The following is a 16,559-nucleotide window of genomic DNA, read 5'->3' as shown; positions in this document are numbered from 1 at the left end:
GCAACCCGATCCTGGTTCTTGCCGCGGTGACGAGCCGTCAGGCCAGACTCGCCAGTACCGCGCGCGCCGCCGCGATCCCGGTCTCCAGCGCGCCGTGCGCGGTCGAGAAGTCGCTCGCCGAGCAGGCCTCCCCCGCGAAGAAGATGCGGCCCTCGACGGGTGCGGCGAGCACGCCCCGCCGGTCCGCCATCCCCGGCAGCGCATGGCTGTAGCCGCCCTCGATCCAGCGCGTCGATCCCCAGGCCGATCCGCCGATCGGGGTCAGCCGGTCGCGGACGCCGTTGCCGAGCAGCCCCGCCAGCTCGTCGATCGCGAAGGCCGCCGCACCCTTCTGCCCCAGTTGCTCGAGCATCGCCGCGGCGCGGCCCCCGAAGAAGCCCTCGACCACCGGATGGCCCATCGGCTGGAGCTGGTAGCTGCCGGTTTCGGCGCTGTGAGGATTGCCGATCAGATGCGCGTCGCGCGGAAAATCCTCGGGCCGGTCGACCCCGAGGAAGATCTTGTCGGCGAGGCCCAGCGGCAGGGCGGCGGCGGCATCGCGCTTGGCGTCGAGCGCCGGCCGGAAGGCGAGCGCGCCCGAAGCCAGCACCGATGTCGGCACGGTGACGATCACGCGGGCGGCGGCGATCGTGCCCGCCGCGGTCTCCAGCCTGGGCAGCGGTCCTTCATGGTCGATCAGCGTCACCGGACAGCCGAGCCGGAGCGCGATGCCGTCAGGCAGCGCCGCCCCGATCAGCGCGCCATAGCCTTCGCGGACCCGCCAGTTGTTGTCGCTCGCCGCCGCGTCATAAGCGAGATAGTCGCGCGCCGAGACCTGGCCGAAATCGGTGCCGTTGATGTAGGCTGACAGCGCCTCCGCATAGGCGTTCCACCGACAGCCGGGGATCAGCGCGTCGGCCGCGCGGTCCGACGCCGGCGGATCGGCGCGCAGCCGCGCAGCGATGGCGTCGAACGCCGCGCCGGCGGCCGCCTGTTCGTCGGGCGGAAAGCCGAGGTCGCGATATTGCCGGTCCCAGCCCGGATCGGACCGGTCGATGGTGAAGCCCAGCCCCTCGCCGATCGGCACCCAGCCGTTGCGCTCGGCCGAATGGAGATAGCCACAGCCGAGGTCGACCGCCCAGTCGCCGAAGCGGACGCTGTGCGCCCGGCCGCCGATCCGATCGAGCGCATCGACCACGAGCAGGTTCAGCCCCCGTCCCGCCAGCGTGCGCGCCGCGCCTATGCCGGCGGCGCCCGCCCCGACGATGACGACATCATGGTCCCGATCGCTATCCATCCCTGCTCAACGCACGAACACGCCATTGTTCAATCGACCACCGGCAGCAGGATCGCGCTGGCGGCGGTGCCCCCGGTCAGGATGCTCTGGGTCGCCTTGCGGTAATCGCCGGGCTTCGCGTCGAAGATGTTCGCCACATAGCTTTGCGGATTGCGATCGTAGAGCGGAAACCAGCTCGACTGGACCTGCACCATGATCCGGTGGCCTGGCAGGAAGCTGTGATTCACCGTCGGCAGCTCGAACCGGTAATTCTCCGCCTTGCCCGGCTCCAGCGCGCGCGGCTTGTCGAAGCCGTCGACATAGCGGCCGCGGAAGATTTCCATGCCGATGCCGAGCTGGTAGCCGGCGAGCTTCGGATCTGAACTCATCTCCTCGGGGTAGACGTCGATCAGCTTGACCACCCAGTCGCTGTCGGTGCCGCTGGTCGTGGCGAACAGGTCGACGAGCGGCCGGCCGAGGATGTGGACCGGTGCCGCCAGCGGCTCGCTGACATAGGTCAGCACGTCGGGCCGGCCGTCGGCGAAGCGCTGATCGGCGACCAGCCAGGGCTTCCAGACGTCGGCGTTGCCCCAGTCGATCGGGCGCGGCAGGAAGGGCACCGGCTTGGCGGGATCGGAGACATAGTCGTCCTTCCCCGCCGCCTGGCCCTTGTCCCAATCGAGCGCCGCCCCCGCCCGCAGGTAGAGCGGCTTGAGCTTGGTGTCGAAGATCGTCGCGGTCGCCTGCCAGCGGTTGCGACCGCTGTCATAGGTCAGCACCGGCGGGGTCGGGACCCTCGGCGCGCCGCTCTTGAGGAACTGGTCGAGGAAGGGCTTCATCACGTCGCGGCGGAACTGCAGCGCGGTGTCGCCGGTGAAGCGCAACGGGCCGAGCGAGGAGCCGTCATAGTTGACTCCGCTGTGGCGCCAGGGGCCGACGACGAGGTGGAGCCGGCCGTCCTTGTCCTTGGGCTTGAGCGCACGGTAGACCGCCGCGGCGCCATAGCTGTCCTCCTGGTCCCACTGCCCCACGACCAGCATCATCGGCACGGTGAACGGCCGCGCCGCCAGCAGCCGGTCGACCGCCTGCTGGCGCCAGTAGTCGTCATAGGCCGGGTGCTCGGCGAACTTGCGCGCGACCGGGAAGGCGCCGAGCCCATAGGCGCTGGCATAGTCGCCCGCCGATCCGGTCCCGAGCCACAGCGCATAGCGGTCGCCGCTGCCCGATGCGACCGGATCGCCATCGTCCTTCGACGCCATCTGGCCGGTGAGATAGTCGTAGCTGTTCTGGCGGAAGGCGCCGTTGTGGAACCAGTCGTCGCCGATCCAGCCGTCGACCATCGGGCTCATCGGCACCACCGCGCGCAGCGCCGGATGCGGGTCGATCGTCGCCATCAGCGTGGTGAAGCCGGGATAGGAGGATCCGGTCATGCCGACCCGCCCGTTGCTTTCGGGGACATGCTTCACCAGCCAGTCGATCGTGTCCCAGGCATCGGTCGCATGGTCGACCTTCGTGCTGTTGAGCGGGCCGCGCAACGGCCGGTTCATCACATAGTCGCCTTCGGAGCGGTTGCGGCCGCGCACGTCCTCGTAGACGCGGATATAGCCGTCATCGACGAACTCGGCGTCGGAGACCGGCAGGATCTCCTCGATCTTCTGGCTCGGGTTGCGGCTCGCCGTCTTGCCGGCGTTATAGGGGGTGCGGGTCAGCAGGATCGGCGCGTCGGTCACCCCCTTGCGCATGACGATGACGGCGAACATCTTCTTGCCGTCGCGCATCGGGATCATCACCTCGCGACGGACATAGTCGGCCTGCGGGGTCGCCGCGTCGAACGTCTTCGCCGGAATGTCCGGGGTCATCGGCGGCGTCTGGGCGAAGGCGCCGGCCGCAAGGGCGACGAGCGCCGCCGCACCGAGAATATGTCGCTTGGTCATGGAGCACTCCAGGAGGAACGTGGCGCGACGCTATAGCGATCGTCATTCCGGCGAAAGTCGGGATCGCACGGCCTTCGGGCGACAGGCAATGCGGAAGAAAAACGCGGTCGCGGCGTTCGCCCGGATGCCGGTGGAGAGAACGCACTTCCACGGCCGGCGCTAAGCCGTTAGGGGCCAGAAGCATGATCCTGGTCATCGACAATTACGACAGCTTCACCTGGAACCTCGTCCATTATCTGATGGAGCTGGGCGCCGAGGTCGAGGTCGTCCGCAACGACGCGATCGGCGTCGGCCAGGCGATGTCGAGCGGCGCCGAGGCCTTCCTGATCTCGCCCGGCCCCTGCACCCCGAACGAGGCGGGCATCTCGCTCGAGCTGGTCGGCGCCTGCGCGGCGGAAAGGCGGCCGCTGCTCGGCGTATGCCTCGGCCACCAGTCGATCGGCCAGCATTTCGGTGGCCGCGTGGTCCGCGCGCCGGAGCTGATGCACGGCAAGACCAGCCCGATCCTCCACGACGGCACCGGCCTCTACCAGGGCCTTCCGTCCCCGTTCACCGCGACCCGCTACCATTCGCTGGTCGTGCCCGAGGAGACGATGCCCGCCGATCTGGTGATCAACGCGCGCACCCCCGACGGCCAGGTGATGGGCGTGCGCCACGCGACGCTGCCGATCCACGGCGTCCAGTTCCATCCCGAAAGCATCGCCACCGAACATGGCCATGCGATGCTCGCGAATTTCATGCGCAGCGCCGGCATGGCGGTGAAGGAGCGCGCCTGACCTTGGCCAAGGCCGCGCCTCTTCCCGACCCGTCCTCCCCGCTCGACCAGCAGACCGCCTACGAAACATTCGCGGCGATCCTGGACGGAGCGTTCGACCAGGAAAGCGTGTTCGCCTTCGTCAGCGGGATCGCCGAGCGCGACGAGACCAGTGCGGAGATCGCCGGCGCGGCGCTGGCGATGCGCGAGCGGATGATCACCATATCGGCGCCAGCCGATGCGATCGACGTCTGCGGCACCGGCGGCGATGGCGCCCATAGCCTCAACGTGTCGACGGCGGTCGCGATCGTCGCCGCGGCGGCGGGCGTGCCGGTCGCCAAGCATGGCAACCGCGCCGCCTCCTCCAGGGCCGGGGCGGCCGACACGCTCGAGGCGCTCGGCCTCGATCTCGACCGGGCCTCGGACCGGGCCGAGGCCAGCCTGAACGAGCTCGGCATCTGCTTCCTGTTCGCGCAGAAGCACCATCCCGCGCTGAAACCGCTCGCAGCGATCCGCAAGCGGATCGGCCGGCGGACGATCTTCAACCTGACCGGCCCGATCTGCAATCCGGCCGGGGTGCGCCGCCAGTTGATCGGCGTCGCCCGGCCCGACTACCTCTCGACCTATGCCGGCGCGCTCGACCGGATCGGCTGCGACGCGGCGATGATGGTGTCGGGCGACGAGCCGCTCGACGAGCTGTCGATCGGCGGGCCGAGCAGCATCTTCCGGCTGGGCGGGATCGGCTTTGGCCATGAGCGCTTCGAGCCCGAAACCGCGGGCCTGCCGCGCCACCCCCTCGACGCGATCCGGGGTGGCGACGCCAGCTATAACGGCGCCGCGCTCCAGCGCCTGCTCGACGGCGAGGCCGGCGCCTATCGCGACGCCGTCCTGCTCAACGCCGCCGCCGCGCTGATCGTCGCCGGCCGGGCCGGCGACTGGCGCACCGCCGTGGCGATCGGCGCCGAGGCGATCGACAGCGGTGCCGCCGGGGCCCTGCTCGCCCGCTGGATCGCCTTCGCCTGACGCTCGCGCCGCGACGGCGGCCCTGCGGAACCGCGCGGGGCCCTTACGTGTTCGCAATGATCACGTCGTCGTACTTTAGAGTTGGGCATTGATGTCGAGCAGGATTTCCACGGGCAACGCCGGCCTGGACACGATATTGAAGGGTGGCCTTCCCCCGAAACGGCTTTACCTCGTCGAAGGCTCGCCCGGTGCCGGCAAGACCACCTTCGCGCTCCAGTTCCTGCTCGACGGCGTCGCGAGGGGCGAAGCCTGCCTCTACATCACCCTCTCCGAAACCAAGGAGGAACTCCACGCCGTCGCGGCATCGCACGGCTGGGATCTCGCCGGTATCGACCTGTTCGAACTGGCGTCGGCCGAACAGGTGCTCGGCAGCGCGCGCGACCAGTCCGTGCTCTATTCGTGGGAAGTCGAGCTCGGCGAGACGGTCAAGCTGATCGAGGACGAGGTGGAGCGGATCAACCCGCGCCGCGTGGTCTTCGACAGCCTGTCCGAGCTGCGGCTGCTGGCGCAGGATCCGCTCCGCTACCGGCGCCAGGTCCTCGCGCTGAAGCAATATTTCACGGGCCGGGATGCGACCGTCGTGCTGATCGACGACCTGACGTCGATGGAGGGCGGCCGCGACACGCATCTCCACAGCCTGTGCCACGGCGTCGTCACGCTCGAGCGCCTGACCCTCGATTTCGGCCCGGCGCGGCGGCGGATGCAGGTTCAGAAGATGCGTGGCGTCGATTTTACCGCCGGCTATCACGACCTGCTGATCCGCACGGGCGGGATGGAGATCTTCCCGCGCCTGATCGCCGCCGACCATTTCCAGGATTTCCCGGAAACCCTCACGTCCAGCGGGATCGCGGAGCTCGACAATCTCTTCGGCGGCGGCCCGATGCGCGGCACGAGCACGCTGATCACCGGACCCGCGGGCGCGGGCAAGACGACGATCGCGATGCAGTTCGTGACCGCCGCCTGCCGGCGCGGCGAGCGGTCGACGGTGTACCAGTTCGACGAGCGGGTCGGCACGCTGCTGTCCCGCAGCGGCAATCTCGAAGGAAGCCTCCAGGATCATATCGATTCAGGCGAGCTCTCCGTCCGGCAGATAAACCCGGCCGAGTTGTCGCCCGGCGAGTTCGCCACGATGGTCCGCAGGGAGGTCGAGGAGCGCGGCGTGCGGATGATCGTCATCGACAGCCTCAACGGCTATCTCGCGTCGATGTCGCAGGAACAGCAGCTCGTCCTGCAGATGCACGAGTTGCTGTCCTATCTGAACCAGCACGGCGTCGTCACCTTCCTGATCAATCCGCAGCATGGGCTGGTGGGCACGATGTCGACGAGTCTCAACATCTCCTACATCGCCGATGCGGTGATGCTGATCCGGTTCTTCGAGGCGGAGGGCCGGATCCGCAAGGCGATCTCGCTGCTCAAGAATCGGGGCGGCGCGCATGAGGACGCGATCCGCGAGCTGCGGATCGACGCGCAGGGCATCCGGATCGGCGAACCGCTCACCACTTTCCGTGGCGTGCTGACCGGGACCCCCGAATATGTGGGGTCCGCGGCTCCGCTGATGGAAGATCGCGGTGCCTCATAGACGTGCCGAGCCCGGCCAGAAGGTCCTGATCGTCGCGCCGTTCGGGCGGGATGCCGAGAGCATCGCCAACCTGCTCGTCCGCGAGGGGCATGATGCGGTGACCGGCAGGGACCTCGCCGGCATCGCTCCGCTGATCGACGACCGCGTCGGGGCCGTCGTCCTGACGGAGGAGGCGCTCGCGACCGGGCGCTCCCAGCTTCACAGCGTTCTCGACGCGCAGCCGGCCTGGTCCGACATCCCGTTCGTCGTGCTCGCGGCGCGGCGCACGGGGCCGGTGCCGGCCGGTCAGGCGGCGGTGCTGCGCATCTCCGAGGTGATCGACAATTTCACCGTGCTTGAACGGCCGCTCAGTTCGGTCTCGTTGGTGAGCGCGGTCTCGTCGGCGATGCGGTCGCGCCGCCGGCAGTTCGAGATTCGCGACCGACTGGCGGAAATCGAGGCGCGGACCGAGGCGCTGACCCGCAGCCGGGAGGAGCTGCGCGAGAGCGAGGCCAAGTTCCAGGCGATCGCCGATTCGATCGACCATATGGTCTGGTCGACGCTGCCCGACGGGTATCATGATTATTACAACCAGCGCTGGTACGACTATACCGGCGTGCCCGAGGGCTCGACCGACGGCGAGGCGTGGAACGGGCTCTTCCATCCCGATGACCGGGAGCGCGCCTTGACCCGCTGGCGCCATTCGCTGACCACCGGCGAACCCTATCATATCGAATATCGGCTACGGCACAGATCGGGGTGCTATCGCTGGGTACTGGGGCGTGCCCAGCCCATGCGCGATCGGGGGGAGATCGTCCGCTGGTTCGGCACCTGCACCGATATCCAGGAGATCGTCGAGGCGCGGGAAGTGCTCGCGCAGGGCCGCGAGGAGCTCGACGCGATGGTGCGCGAGCGCACCGAGGAGCTCCAGCGCGCCAACGAGCTGCTCCATCAGAGCCAGAAGATGGAGGCGGTCGGGCAGCTCACCGGCGGCATCGCCCACGACTTCAACAATATGCTGACCGGCGTGATCGGATCGATGGACATCATGCGCCGCCGCATCGCCCGGCAGCGCTACGAGGATCTCGACCGCTACATGGACGCTGCGACGACGTCGGCGATGCGTGCGGCGGCCCTGACCCAGCGGCTGCTCGCCTTCTCCCGCCGCCAGTCGCTCGACTCCAAGGCGATCGACGTCAACGCCCTGGTCGGCTCGCTGGGCGATCTGCTCGGCCGCACGATCGGCGAGCAGATCGCGCTCACGATGCAGCTCGATCCCGCGATTCCGGCCGGGATCGCCGACGTCAACCAGCTCGAAAGCGCTCTCCTCAACCTGGCCATCAACGCCCGCGACGCGATGCCCGATGGCGGCGCCCTCGACGTCGCCACGCGCTTCGTCGAGCTGGACGCGGAGGCGGCGTCGCACATGCCCGAGGCCGAGGGGGGCGCCTATGTGGTGGTGAGCGTGTCGGACTCCGGCGTCGGCATGTCGCCAGCGCTGCGCGAAAAGGTGTTCGAACCCTTCTTCACCACCAAGCCGCTGGGCCAGGGCACGGGGCTGGGCCTGTCGATGGTCTATGGCTTCGCCCGGCAGAATGGCGGCCATGTCGCGATTGACAGCGTCGAGGGCGAAGGCACGACCGTCAGCATCTATCTGCCGGCCGCGCGCCACGCCGATCCCGTGAGCCAGCGGACGATCCCGAGCGTTCCGCGCGGCACCGGCCAGCAGGTGCTGGTCGTCGAGGACGATCCGTCGGTCCGGCTGCTGATCGGGGAGGTGCTGCGGGAGATCGGCTATACCGGTATCGAGGCGGCGGACGGGCTGACCGCCATCCCGATCCTCGAATCCGACCGGCGCATCGACCTGATGATCTCCGACGTCGGCCTGCCCGGCATGAACGGGCGGCAGCTCGCCGACACCGCCCGCCATCACCGTCCGGCGCTGCCGATCCTGTTCGTCACCGGCTATGCCGAGAATGCGGCGATCCGCTCGGGCTTCCTCGGCACCAACATGGCGATGATCGCCAAGCCCTTCTCGCTCGACGCGCTGGCCGAGAAGATCGACGAGATGCTGGCCGATCCGCCTTCCGCGCCTACAGTCTGAGCCCGCCTCCGCGCGTCCGCCCGCCGCCCTTCCCGGCAATAGAGGCGGGTCCATGCATACGTAAATCTGCACTCATGCATAACTGCAAATGAGAATCGTTCTTACAAAGAATTTGCGAATCATTTTCAATAGCGATAGTCGCCCTCCTGTGTAACGACAGGGAAGGGACCCGATGACCAACAGGGATATGGCAGGCAGCAGCTTTCTGGCGCTGGCCTGCGTCGGTTTCATCGCCAGCGCGCCGGCTGTGGCGCAGACGGCGGAGAAGCCGGCGGACGGCGAGAAGCGGCTCGGCGGCATGACCGTCAGCGCATCGGCGATCGACGAGACGGTCAAGGTCGATCGTCCGGAGTCACCCAAATATACCCGCCCGCTCCTCGACACGCCGCAGACGATCACCGTCATCGGCAAGGCGACGATCCAGCAGCAGAATCTGCTGACGCTGCGCGACGTGCTCAGCACGGTCCCCGGCATCACCTTCGGCGCCGGCGAAGGCGGCTTCGGCTATGGCGACCGCATCATCCTGCGCGGCCAGGACGCCAAGAACGACGTCACCGTCGACGGCGTGCGCTCGGGGGCGTTCCTCAACCGCAACGAAGTCTATAATATCGAGCAGGTCGAGGTGACCAACGGCGCCAACTCCGTCATGAACGGCGGCGGCTCGGTCGCGGGCACCATCAACCTGGTGACCAAACGGCCGCTGGCCGACGACCAGACGTTGCTCAGCGCCGGCGTCGGCACCGACAATTATTATCGCGCGACCGTCGACACCAACCAGCGGATCAGCGACCTGATCGCCGTGCGCCTCAACGCGGTCTATCACGAGAACGACGTGCCCGGCCGCGACGTCGAGGATTACAAGCGCTGGGGCCTCGCGCCGGCGATCACGATCGGCATCGACGGCCCGACCAGCCTGACGCTCCAGGCCGAGCATCTCGACGACAAGGCGATGCCCCAATATGGCATCCGCTATTATGCGAACAATGGCGGCATCCTGTCTGACTTCGATCGCGGCGGCTATTATGGTTTCGCCAATCTCGACCGGCAGAACAGCAAGACCAACGCCCTGCAGGCGATCTTCAGTCACGCGTTCAGCGACAGGCTGAGCATCCGCAACCTCACCCGCTACGAGAAGATCCGCCAGAACACGATCACCAGCCAGCCGAACGGCACCTTCTGCCTAGCGTCGACCGGCCTCCAGCCGATGGACATCAACGGCAACAGCGCCGCCTGTCCCGCCACCGTCCCGGCCGGCTATTACCTGCCTACCGGCGGCCGCGGCGTGCAGCGCTTCATCAACAACGAGACCCATTACAGCCAGACCGACCTGACCGCGACGGTCGACACCGGCGGGATCGAGCATTCGATCGTGCTCGGCGTCTCAGCACTGTGGGAGGATTATCGCCAGAAGCAGGGCACGCTGCCGCGCAACGCCGACGGCTCGATCCCGGCTTTCCCGCTGGTCAGCATCTCGAACCCGGGGGCCACCGTCCAGGGCCCGGCCGGCTTCGCCTATGGCAACAACGATTATACCGGCCCGATCAACTTCATCCTGGCGAGCCGCAATTTCGGCACGCAGCGCAGCTACGCAGCCTATCTGTTCGATACGATGAAGTTCACCGACTGGTTCGAGCTCAACGGCGGCATCCGCTATGAGGACGTCAAGGGCTCCAACCGGACGCTCAGCTACGTCACGACGGCGGGTGCCGCGAATCTCGGCGACCTCAATACCGCGACCGGCCCGTTCAATTTCGGCGACAAGCTCGCCTCCTACCGTATCGGCGCGGTGCTCAAGCCGACGCGGAACACCAGCCTCTATCTCGCCTATGGCAACTCGAAGCTGCCGTCCAAGGCCTCGGTCGACGGCGCCTGCTCGGCGGCCAATTGCCGGCTGAAGCCGGAAACGACAGAGAATTGGGAAATCGGAGCCAAGGCCGACCTGTTCGATGCCCGGCTGCTCCTGACCGCCGCGATCTTCCGCAACGAGCGCAACTCGATCAAGGTCAACTCGAACAATCCGAGCCTGCCCGACCAGACGCTCGACGGCGGCCAGCGGGTGGAGGGTCTGTCGCTTGGAGCGTCGGGCAACATCACCGGCAACTGGACGATTTCGGCCAACTATATGTACCTGAAATCGAAGATCCTGCAGGGGGTGTCGGACTTCTGCCTCGCCAACCCGGGCACCGGGCTCAACCCGGCCACGCTGACCGGCGGCTGCGGCAACAATGCCGCTTTCCCCGATCCGACCAAGGGCTATTCGCTGACCAACACGCCGAAGCATTCGGGCAGCCTGTTCACCACCTATCGCTTCGACTTCGGCCTCGAGCTCGGTTACGGGCTGACCTACCAGGGCAAGTTCCTGCTCAACCAGCCGTCGCTCGCGCAGCTGGCCGCCAGCAGCTATGTTGCCTATCGGGTGCCGAGCTACACCATCCACCGGTTCATGGCCTCCTATCCGATCACCGATCAGTTGAAGGCGCAGGTGAACGTCCAGAACTTCACCAATGAGAAATATGTGACGACGGTGCGCAACTCGCTCAACGGCAGCTGGGCGCAACCCGCCGCGACCCGGTCGGCGGTGTTCAGCCTCAACTATCGGTTCTGATCGAGGAGGAGAGGCATCGGCGCGGGCACCGAATAAACTTGCGAATAATTTTCATTAGCAATACATATCCCTGAGGCGGGCCGATCCCTTCGGCCGTCGCTCAAGCGACGGTCGGCATCCAGGGTTTCCACGTCCCTTGAATGCCCGGCCGTCGCGGGGCCCGGCCTTGCGGTGGCCGGGCCCCACCCCTTCGGGGATCAGAGTATGTGGGCGCCGGCGGGCATCACCGGCGTGAAGATGCTGCCCACCGCCCCCACCACCGCGCCGACGACGACGAACAGGATGATCGCGGCGACGATCGTCACGATCGTGTAAGCCAGCGCCTTTTCCTTCGGCGCCTTCATCACCACCGGCAAGCCAAGATAGAGCAGGTAGAAGCCGTAGAGGCTGAGCAGCCCGGCGATCGGCACGAGCTGCGGGATGATCGACAAGATACCCGCCACCCATCCGGCGGTGTTGGAATAGGCCGCGACCTTGAAGCCCTGCACCTGGCTGCGGGTGCCGCCGAAGCTCGGCGCCAGCGCGTCGATGATCAGGCCCAGCACATAGACGCTGACCAGCGACAGGATATAGGTCGCGATCGCCGACGACAGAGCGGTGACGATGGGCACCCGGTACGCCACGCCCAGCACCGAATAGCCGAACAGCGCGTTGCCGATCAGCCCGGCGATCGCCGGTATCGCCGCCAGTACCAGCACGTAATTCTTGTAGATGCCGCCGACCGTGGACGGTTCGGCGTCGATGACGGGCCATTCGGTCCTGGGGGTGACGAGGATGTTCTTGGCCCGTTCGACGAGGCCCGGATGCGCGGAAACCATCGATCACCTTCCTTTTTCAAGGTGTCGCCCGCCCCCCGGCATGATCGTGCAGCTTGATGGCCGCCGCAAGCTTATTCGTTACGGGCGGCGAAAAGACTCGTCGCCACCGCGGTCGCGCGGATAGGGCCGGGTGATCGCTTCGAGCAGATGGCCGTCGGGATCGGCGAAATAGACCCCGCGCCCGCCGCCATGCCTGTTGATCGCACCGGGCCGGGTCCGCGCCGGATCGGCCCAATGGTCGATGCCCTTCGCCGCGATCCGGCCGAGCACGGCGTCGAACGTCGCCTCGTCGACCAGGAAGGCGTAATGCTGGGGCGCGACCGTCCCCTCCTTCTCCATAAAGTCGAGCGAGACGCCATTGTCCATGTCGACCACCAGGAAATGCAGGAACGGCACCGGCGCCGGCCGCCCGAGCATCTCCGCCAGGAAGCCCGCCGAGCGATCCTTGTCGCTGCACCAGATGATGCTGTGGTCGAGTCCGACCGTCATGGACCGAAGATAGGCCCGGCGCGCCCACCTTGCCAGTCCCTCGCGGCCGCCGAACCGTCGGCGGGCATTGCATCGCGGAGGAGTCCCCGTGAACCAGCCGGCGGAGTGATTTTCTACGAGCGGCGCCTTCCGGCGCGGGCGATTGCAGGCCGTTCCCGCGGGGCTCACCCCGTCGGAGCGGCGACGCGCTCGCCGCCGACCGGTATGCCTTCGCACTGTGGCGGACCAGCGCCAAGGGCTTTACAGCCGGCTCGGGACGAAGCCCAGGACCGGCAGCGTCACGATAAACGGGCATGAGCGGAATAACGGCGCCTTCCGGAGCGTATGGCTGGTAGGAACCAGCGTCCGGCGACCGTGCGGAAGCCCCCCCTCAACGGAGCGAGAGTTTGGAAACGGTATCGATCGTGCTCTTCCTGCTGCTGGCGGTCGTCGTCAGCGGCGCCCTGTCCAGGATGCTGCCGGTGTCGGTGCCGACGCCGCTGGTACAGATCCTGCTGGGCGCGGGCATCGGCCTGTCGACCTCCTACCGCGTCGAGCTCGATCCCGAGCTGTTCCTGCTGCTCTTCCTGCCGCCGCTGCTGTTCCTCGACGGCTGGCGCATCCCCAAGGACGAACTGCTCAAGGACGTCTCGACCGTGGTGGAGCTGGCGCTGGGCCTCGTCCTTTTGACCGTCCTCGGCATGGGTCTGTTCATCCACTGGATGATCCCCGCGATGCCGCTCGCCATCGCCTTCGCGCTGGCGGCCGTCGTCTCGCCGACCGATCCGATCGCGGTCTCGGCGATCGCCGCCCGCGTACCGATCCCCAGGCGGATGATGCACATCCTCGAAGGGGAATCGCTCCTCAACGACGCCTCGGGCCTGGTCTGCCTGCGCTTTGCCGTCGCGGCAGCTCTGACCGGCACCTTTTCCGCCGGTAGCGCCGCACTCGACTTCCTGTGGGTCGCCGGGGTTGGGCTCGCGATCGGCGTGGCCGTCACCCTGGCCGTCACCCGCGTCAAGGCCTGGGTCACGCGGCGCTGGGGCGAGGACACCGGCTCGCAGATCCTCGTCAGCCTGCTAATCCCCTTCGGCTCCTATCTGCTGGCCGAGCATTGGCACGCGTCCGGCATCCTGGCGGCGGTAAGCGCGGGCGTGACGATGAGCTTCGCCGAAATCTCCCGCCAGACGATGGCGGTGACGCGGATGCGGCGCAATTCGGTGTGGGATACGATCCAGTTCGCGCTGAACGGCATCATCTTCGTGCTGCTGGGCGAGCAGTTGCCGGCGATCCTGGCCGGTGCGGAGCAGACCGTCGCGCTGACGGGACACAGCGCGCCGATATGGCTGGGCGTCTACGTCATCGCGATCGTCGCCGGCCTGGCCGCATTGCGCTTCCTGTGGGTGTGGGCGTCGCTCAAGCTGACCATCCTGCGCAAGCGCGACCGGCAAACCGCGCTCCACAGCCCCGACTGGCGCCTGGTCGCGGCGATGTCGTTCGCCGGCGTTCGCGGCGCGATCACCCTGGCGGGCGTCCTGACGCTGCCGCTCGCCCTCGGCGACGGCACGCCTTTTCCGGCGCGCGATCTCGCGATTTTCCTCGCCGCCGGGGTCATCATCGTCTCGCTGGTCATCGCCAGCATAGCCCTGCCGATGCTGCTCAAGGGACTGACCATGCCCGCCGAGCCGTCGAGGCAGGCCGAGGAGGATGCCGCGCGGGTGGCTGCGGCGGAGGCGGCGATCCGTGCGATCGAACATCGTCAGCATGCGCTGGCGGTCGACCATGGCGAGGCCGATCGCTACGCCGCAGCCGGCGCCCGGGTCATGGACCTCTACCGCGAACGCATCGAAAGCCGCAGCCAGGGCCTGTCCGACGCGACGCGCGCCGAAGAGGGGCTCGTCCGCGAATTCGGCCTCGTCGGGGTCAAGGCCGAACGCGCCGCGCTCGCCGAACTTGCCCGGGCGCGACAGATCGGCAGCGAGACGGCGCGCAAGCTCACCCGCGAACTCGACTTGTCGGAGGCGCGTCACCGCGGCTGAGGTGCGCGCGTCCGACAGGCGATCGCGAGAAGATGCCGCCGCTATGTCCGGCGAGCGATTCCGGCGACGGCGATGGTCGCCCCGACGAACGGCAACCGCTCCGTCGCTGGCGCGCGGATCAGCGGGCCTTGATGAAATCGACAAAAGCGCGCAGCGGCGCGGGGACGAGGCGGCGTCCGGGATAATAGAGAAACGGGCCGCGGAAGGATTCCCACCAGGGTTCCAGCACAGGTTCGAGCGCGCCACTGTCGATATGCGGCCGCAGCCAGTCTTCGAACAGGTGGATGACGCCCAGCCCCGCGATCGCGGTCTCGATCGCCAGTTCCGCGGCGCCACCGGGGCTCACCACCAGCGGGCCGTTGGGTTCGATGCGCACCATCTCCCCGTCCCGGACATAGTCCCAGGGCGGCATGGCCCCGCTGGAGAAGCGCCCCCGCAGGCAGGCATGGTCGAGCAGGTCGCGCGGATGCTCGGGCCGGCCGCGCGCATCGAGATAGGCGGGCGCGGCGGCGGTGGCGAAGCGCTGGACGCGGGGACCGATCGGCACCGCGATCATGTCCTGCTCCAGCCGCTCGTCATAGCGGATGCCGGCATCGCAGCCCGCGGCGAGCACATCGACGAAGCTGTCCTCGGCGGCCAGCTCCATCCGAATCTCCGGATAGGCTTTCAGGAAGGGTATGACGATGGCGGGCAGCACCAGCCGCGCGACGCTGACCGGAACGTTGAGCCTGAGCGTGCCCGCCGGCCTATCGCGGAAACCGTTGACCACGTCGAGCGCGGCCTCGACCTCGCGCAGCGCCGGGCCCAGGCGCTCCAGCAGGCGAAGCCCCGCTTCGGTCGGCACCACGCTGCGCGTCGTGCGGTTGAGCAGGCGTACTGCCAACTGCGCTTCCAGACGCCGCACCGCCTCGCTGATGCCCGAGGCACTGACGCCGTTTATCCGCGCGGCTTCGCGGAAGCCGCCTGCACGGGCGACCGCGACAAAGGCATTCAGTTCCTCCAGATCGGTGCGAATCGTTCGATTTCCCGTACAACCTGTCCAGATGTTGGCAACTAATCGAACGCCGCGGCAAGCCCTAGATGGTGGGCATGAAGGAGACCGCCATGCCCACCGCCATCGTCGACGACAGCTTTTTCCTCGCAGGCCGGCCCGTGAGGCGGCTCGGCTATGGCGCGATGCAATTGGCCGGCCCAGGCGTGTTCGGGCCACCGAAGGACCATAGCGGCGCCATCGCGGTGCTGCGTGCGGCGATCGATGCCGGCGTGAACCATATCGATACCAGCGACTTCTACGGTCCGCAAGTCACCAACCGGCTGATCCGCGAGGCGCTGGCCCCCTATCCCGACGATCTCGTCATCGTCACCAAGGTCGGCGCCCGCCGCGACGGCGCGGGCGCCTGGCTGCCCGCAATGGCCCCGGCCCAGTTGCGTCAGGCCGTACATGACAATCTGCGCAACCTGGGCCTCGACCGGCTCGACATCGTCAACCTGCGCGTCATGGGCGATATCCACGCGCCGAGCGAAGGATCGATCGAGCCCGAACTGACCGTGCTGGCCGAGCTCCAGCGCGAAGGCCTCGTCCGGTCCATCGGCCTGAGCAACGCCACCGCGTCGCAGATCGAGGAAGGCCGCCGCATCGCCGACATCGTCTGCGTGCAGAACATGTACAACATCGCGCACCGCGACGACGACGCGCTGATCGACGACCTCGCGGCCAAGGGGATCGCCTATGTCCCCTTCTTCCCGCTGGGCGGCTTCACCCCGCTGCAATCTTCCACGCTGTCCGAGGTCGCGGCGGGCCTGGACGCGACGCCGATGCAGGTCGCGCTCGCCTGGCTGCTGCGGCGCTCGCCGAACCTGCTGCTGATACCCGGGACCGCCTCGGTCGCCCATCTGCACGAGAATCTCGCGGCGGCCGCACTCGAACTGCCGGCGGAGGCGATGGCGGCACTGAACGCGATCTGATCAGGAGTTTGGGGTTCCGGCTATCTCACAAAATCT

General features: G+C 67.7%; 12 protein-coding genes. 7 read left to right on the top strand and 5 right to left on the bottom strand.

Annotation, left to right across the window (positions count from 1 at the left end):
* Positions 1 to 37: 37 nt before the first annotated feature.
* Both ASE22_RS15765 and ASE22_RS15760 read right to left on the bottom strand, forming a co-directional pair.
* Complete coding sequence (locus ASE22_RS15765) at positions 38 to 1,276, bottom strand: flavin monoamine oxidase family protein (RefSeq protein ID WP_056361666.1); 1,239 nt, start codon at positions 1,274 to 1,276, stop codon at positions 38 to 40.
* A 29-nt stretch (positions 1,277 to 1,305) separates the two neighbouring features.
* Positions 1,306 to 3,189: a CocE/NonD family hydrolase gene (locus tag ASE22_RS15760; RefSeq protein ID WP_056361664.1), complete on the bottom strand. Its 1,884-nt coding sequence runs from the start codon at positions 3,187 to 3,189 to the stop codon at positions 1,306 to 1,308.
* 182 nt (positions 3,190 to 3,371) lie between these two features.
* On the opposite strand from ASE22_RS15760, the gene ASE22_RS15755 reads away from it, so the two are divergent.
* From ASE22_RS15755 to ASE22_RS15735, 5 genes are all read left to right on the top strand, one after another.
* Positions 3,372 to 3,965 carry an anthranilate synthase component II gene (locus ASE22_RS15755; protein WP_056361661.1) on the top strand — a complete coding sequence of 198 codons (594 nt, stop codon included), beginning with the start codon at positions 3,372 to 3,374 and terminating at the stop codon, positions 3,963 to 3,965.
* A gap of 2 nt (positions 3,966 to 3,967) precedes the next feature.
* Positions 3,968 to 4,966: an anthranilate phosphoribosyltransferase gene (gene trpD / locus ASE22_RS15750; RefSeq protein WP_056361657.1), complete on the top strand. Its 999-nt coding sequence runs from the start codon at positions 3,968 to 3,970 to the stop codon at positions 4,964 to 4,966.
* Between the two features lie 91 nt (positions 4,967 to 5,057).
* Complete coding sequence (locus tag ASE22_RS15745; RefSeq protein ID WP_056361654.1) at positions 5,058 to 6,545, top strand: ATPase domain-containing protein; 1,488 nt, start codon at positions 5,058 to 5,060, stop codon at positions 6,543 to 6,545.
* Positions 6,535 to 8,628 (top strand): hybrid sensor histidine kinase/response regulator, encoded by a 2,094-nt coding sequence (locus ASE22_RS15740; RefSeq protein ID WP_056361651.1) that lies wholly within the window; start codon positions 6,535 to 6,537, stop codon positions 8,626 to 8,628. Before ASE22_RS15745 ends, ASE22_RS15740 begins: the two co-directional genes overlap by 11 nt.
* 172 nt (positions 8,629 to 8,800) lie before the next feature.
* Entirely contained in the window at positions 8,801 to 11,233 is a 2,433-nt protein-coding gene (locus tag ASE22_RS15735; RefSeq protein ID WP_056361649.1) for a TonB-dependent receptor, read from the top strand.
* Positions 11,234 to 11,430: 197 nt separating this feature from the next.
* Here ASE22_RS15735 and ASE22_RS15730 read toward each other — a convergent pair whose 3' ends face one another.
* A complete protein-coding gene (locus ASE22_RS15730; protein WP_056361646.1) occupies positions 11,431 to 12,051 on the bottom strand; it encodes a Yip1 family protein in 621 nt (206 codons plus the stop codon).
* Positions 12,052 to 12,129: 78 nt separating this feature from the next.
* Entirely contained in the window at positions 12,130 to 12,540 is a 411-nt protein-coding gene (locus ASE22_RS15725) for a VOC family protein (protein ID WP_056361643.1), read from the bottom strand.
* Between the two features lie 386 nt (positions 12,541 to 12,926).
* Between ASE22_RS15725 and ASE22_RS15720 the strand changes: the two genes are divergently transcribed.
* Complete coding sequence (locus ASE22_RS15720) at positions 12,927 to 14,558, top strand: Na+/H+ antiporter (protein WP_082545356.1); 1,632 nt, start codon at positions 12,927 to 12,929, stop codon at positions 14,556 to 14,558.
* A gap of 118 nt (positions 14,559 to 14,676) precedes the next feature.
* Here the strand turns inward: ASE22_RS15720 and ASE22_RS15715 are convergent, their stop codons facing one another.
* On the bottom strand, positions 14,677 to 15,573 hold the full coding sequence (locus ASE22_RS15715) for a LysR family transcriptional regulator (protein ID WP_056362445.1): 897 nt from the start codon (positions 15,571 to 15,573) through the stop codon (positions 14,677 to 14,679).
* 89 nt (positions 15,574 to 15,662) lie between these two features.
* On the opposite strand from ASE22_RS15715, the gene ASE22_RS15710 reads away from it, so the two are divergent.
* Positions 15,663 to 16,523, top strand: a complete 861-nt coding sequence (locus tag ASE22_RS15710) for an oxidoreductase (RefSeq protein ID WP_056361640.1) — start codon at positions 15,663 to 15,665, stop codon at positions 16,521 to 16,523.
* The last annotated feature ends 36 nt before the right edge of the window (positions 16,524 to 16,559 follow it).

Origin of the sequence: Sphingomonas sp. Root720 (assembly GCF_001428605.1) — a bacterium.
GTDB lineage: Bacteria > Pseudomonadota > Alphaproteobacteria > Sphingomonadales > Sphingomonadaceae > Rhizorhabdus.
This window is presented reverse-complemented; position numbering and strand designations above follow the sequence as displayed.

What these genes read in the sequence shown, in the direction of transcription:
- ASE22_RS15735 (WP_056361649.1), top strand. Translation starts at nt 8,801, where the DNA reads ATGACCAACAGGGATATGGCAGGCAGCAGCTTTCTGGCGCTGGCCTGC.
- ASE22_RS15745 (WP_056361654.1), top strand. Translation starts at nt 5,058, where the DNA reads ATGTCGAGCAGGATTTCCACGGGCAACGCCGGCCTGGACACGATATTG.
- ASE22_RS15760 (WP_056361664.1), bottom strand. Translation starts at nt 3,189, where the DNA reads ATGACCAAGCGACATATTCTCGGTGCGGCGGCGCTCGTCGCCCTTGCG.
- ASE22_RS15730 (WP_056361646.1), bottom strand. Translation starts at nt 12,051, where the DNA reads ATGGTTTCCGCGCATCCGGGCCTCGTCGAACGGGCCAAGAACATCCTC.
- ASE22_RS15710 (WP_056361640.1), top strand. Translation starts at nt 15,663, where the DNA reads ATGCCCACCGCCATCGTCGACGACAGCTTTTTCCTCGCAGGCCGGCCC.
- ASE22_RS15725 (WP_056361643.1), bottom strand. Translation starts at nt 12,540, where the DNA reads ATGACGGTCGGACTCGACCACAGCATCATCTGGTGCAGCGACAAGGAT.
- ASE22_RS15765 (WP_056361666.1), bottom strand. Translation starts at nt 1,276, where the DNA reads ATGGATAGCGATCGGGACCATGATGTCGTCATCGTCGGGGCGGGCGCC.
- ASE22_RS15755 (WP_056361661.1), top strand. Translation starts at nt 3,372, where the DNA reads ATGATCCTGGTCATCGACAATTACGACAGCTTCACCTGGAACCTCGTC.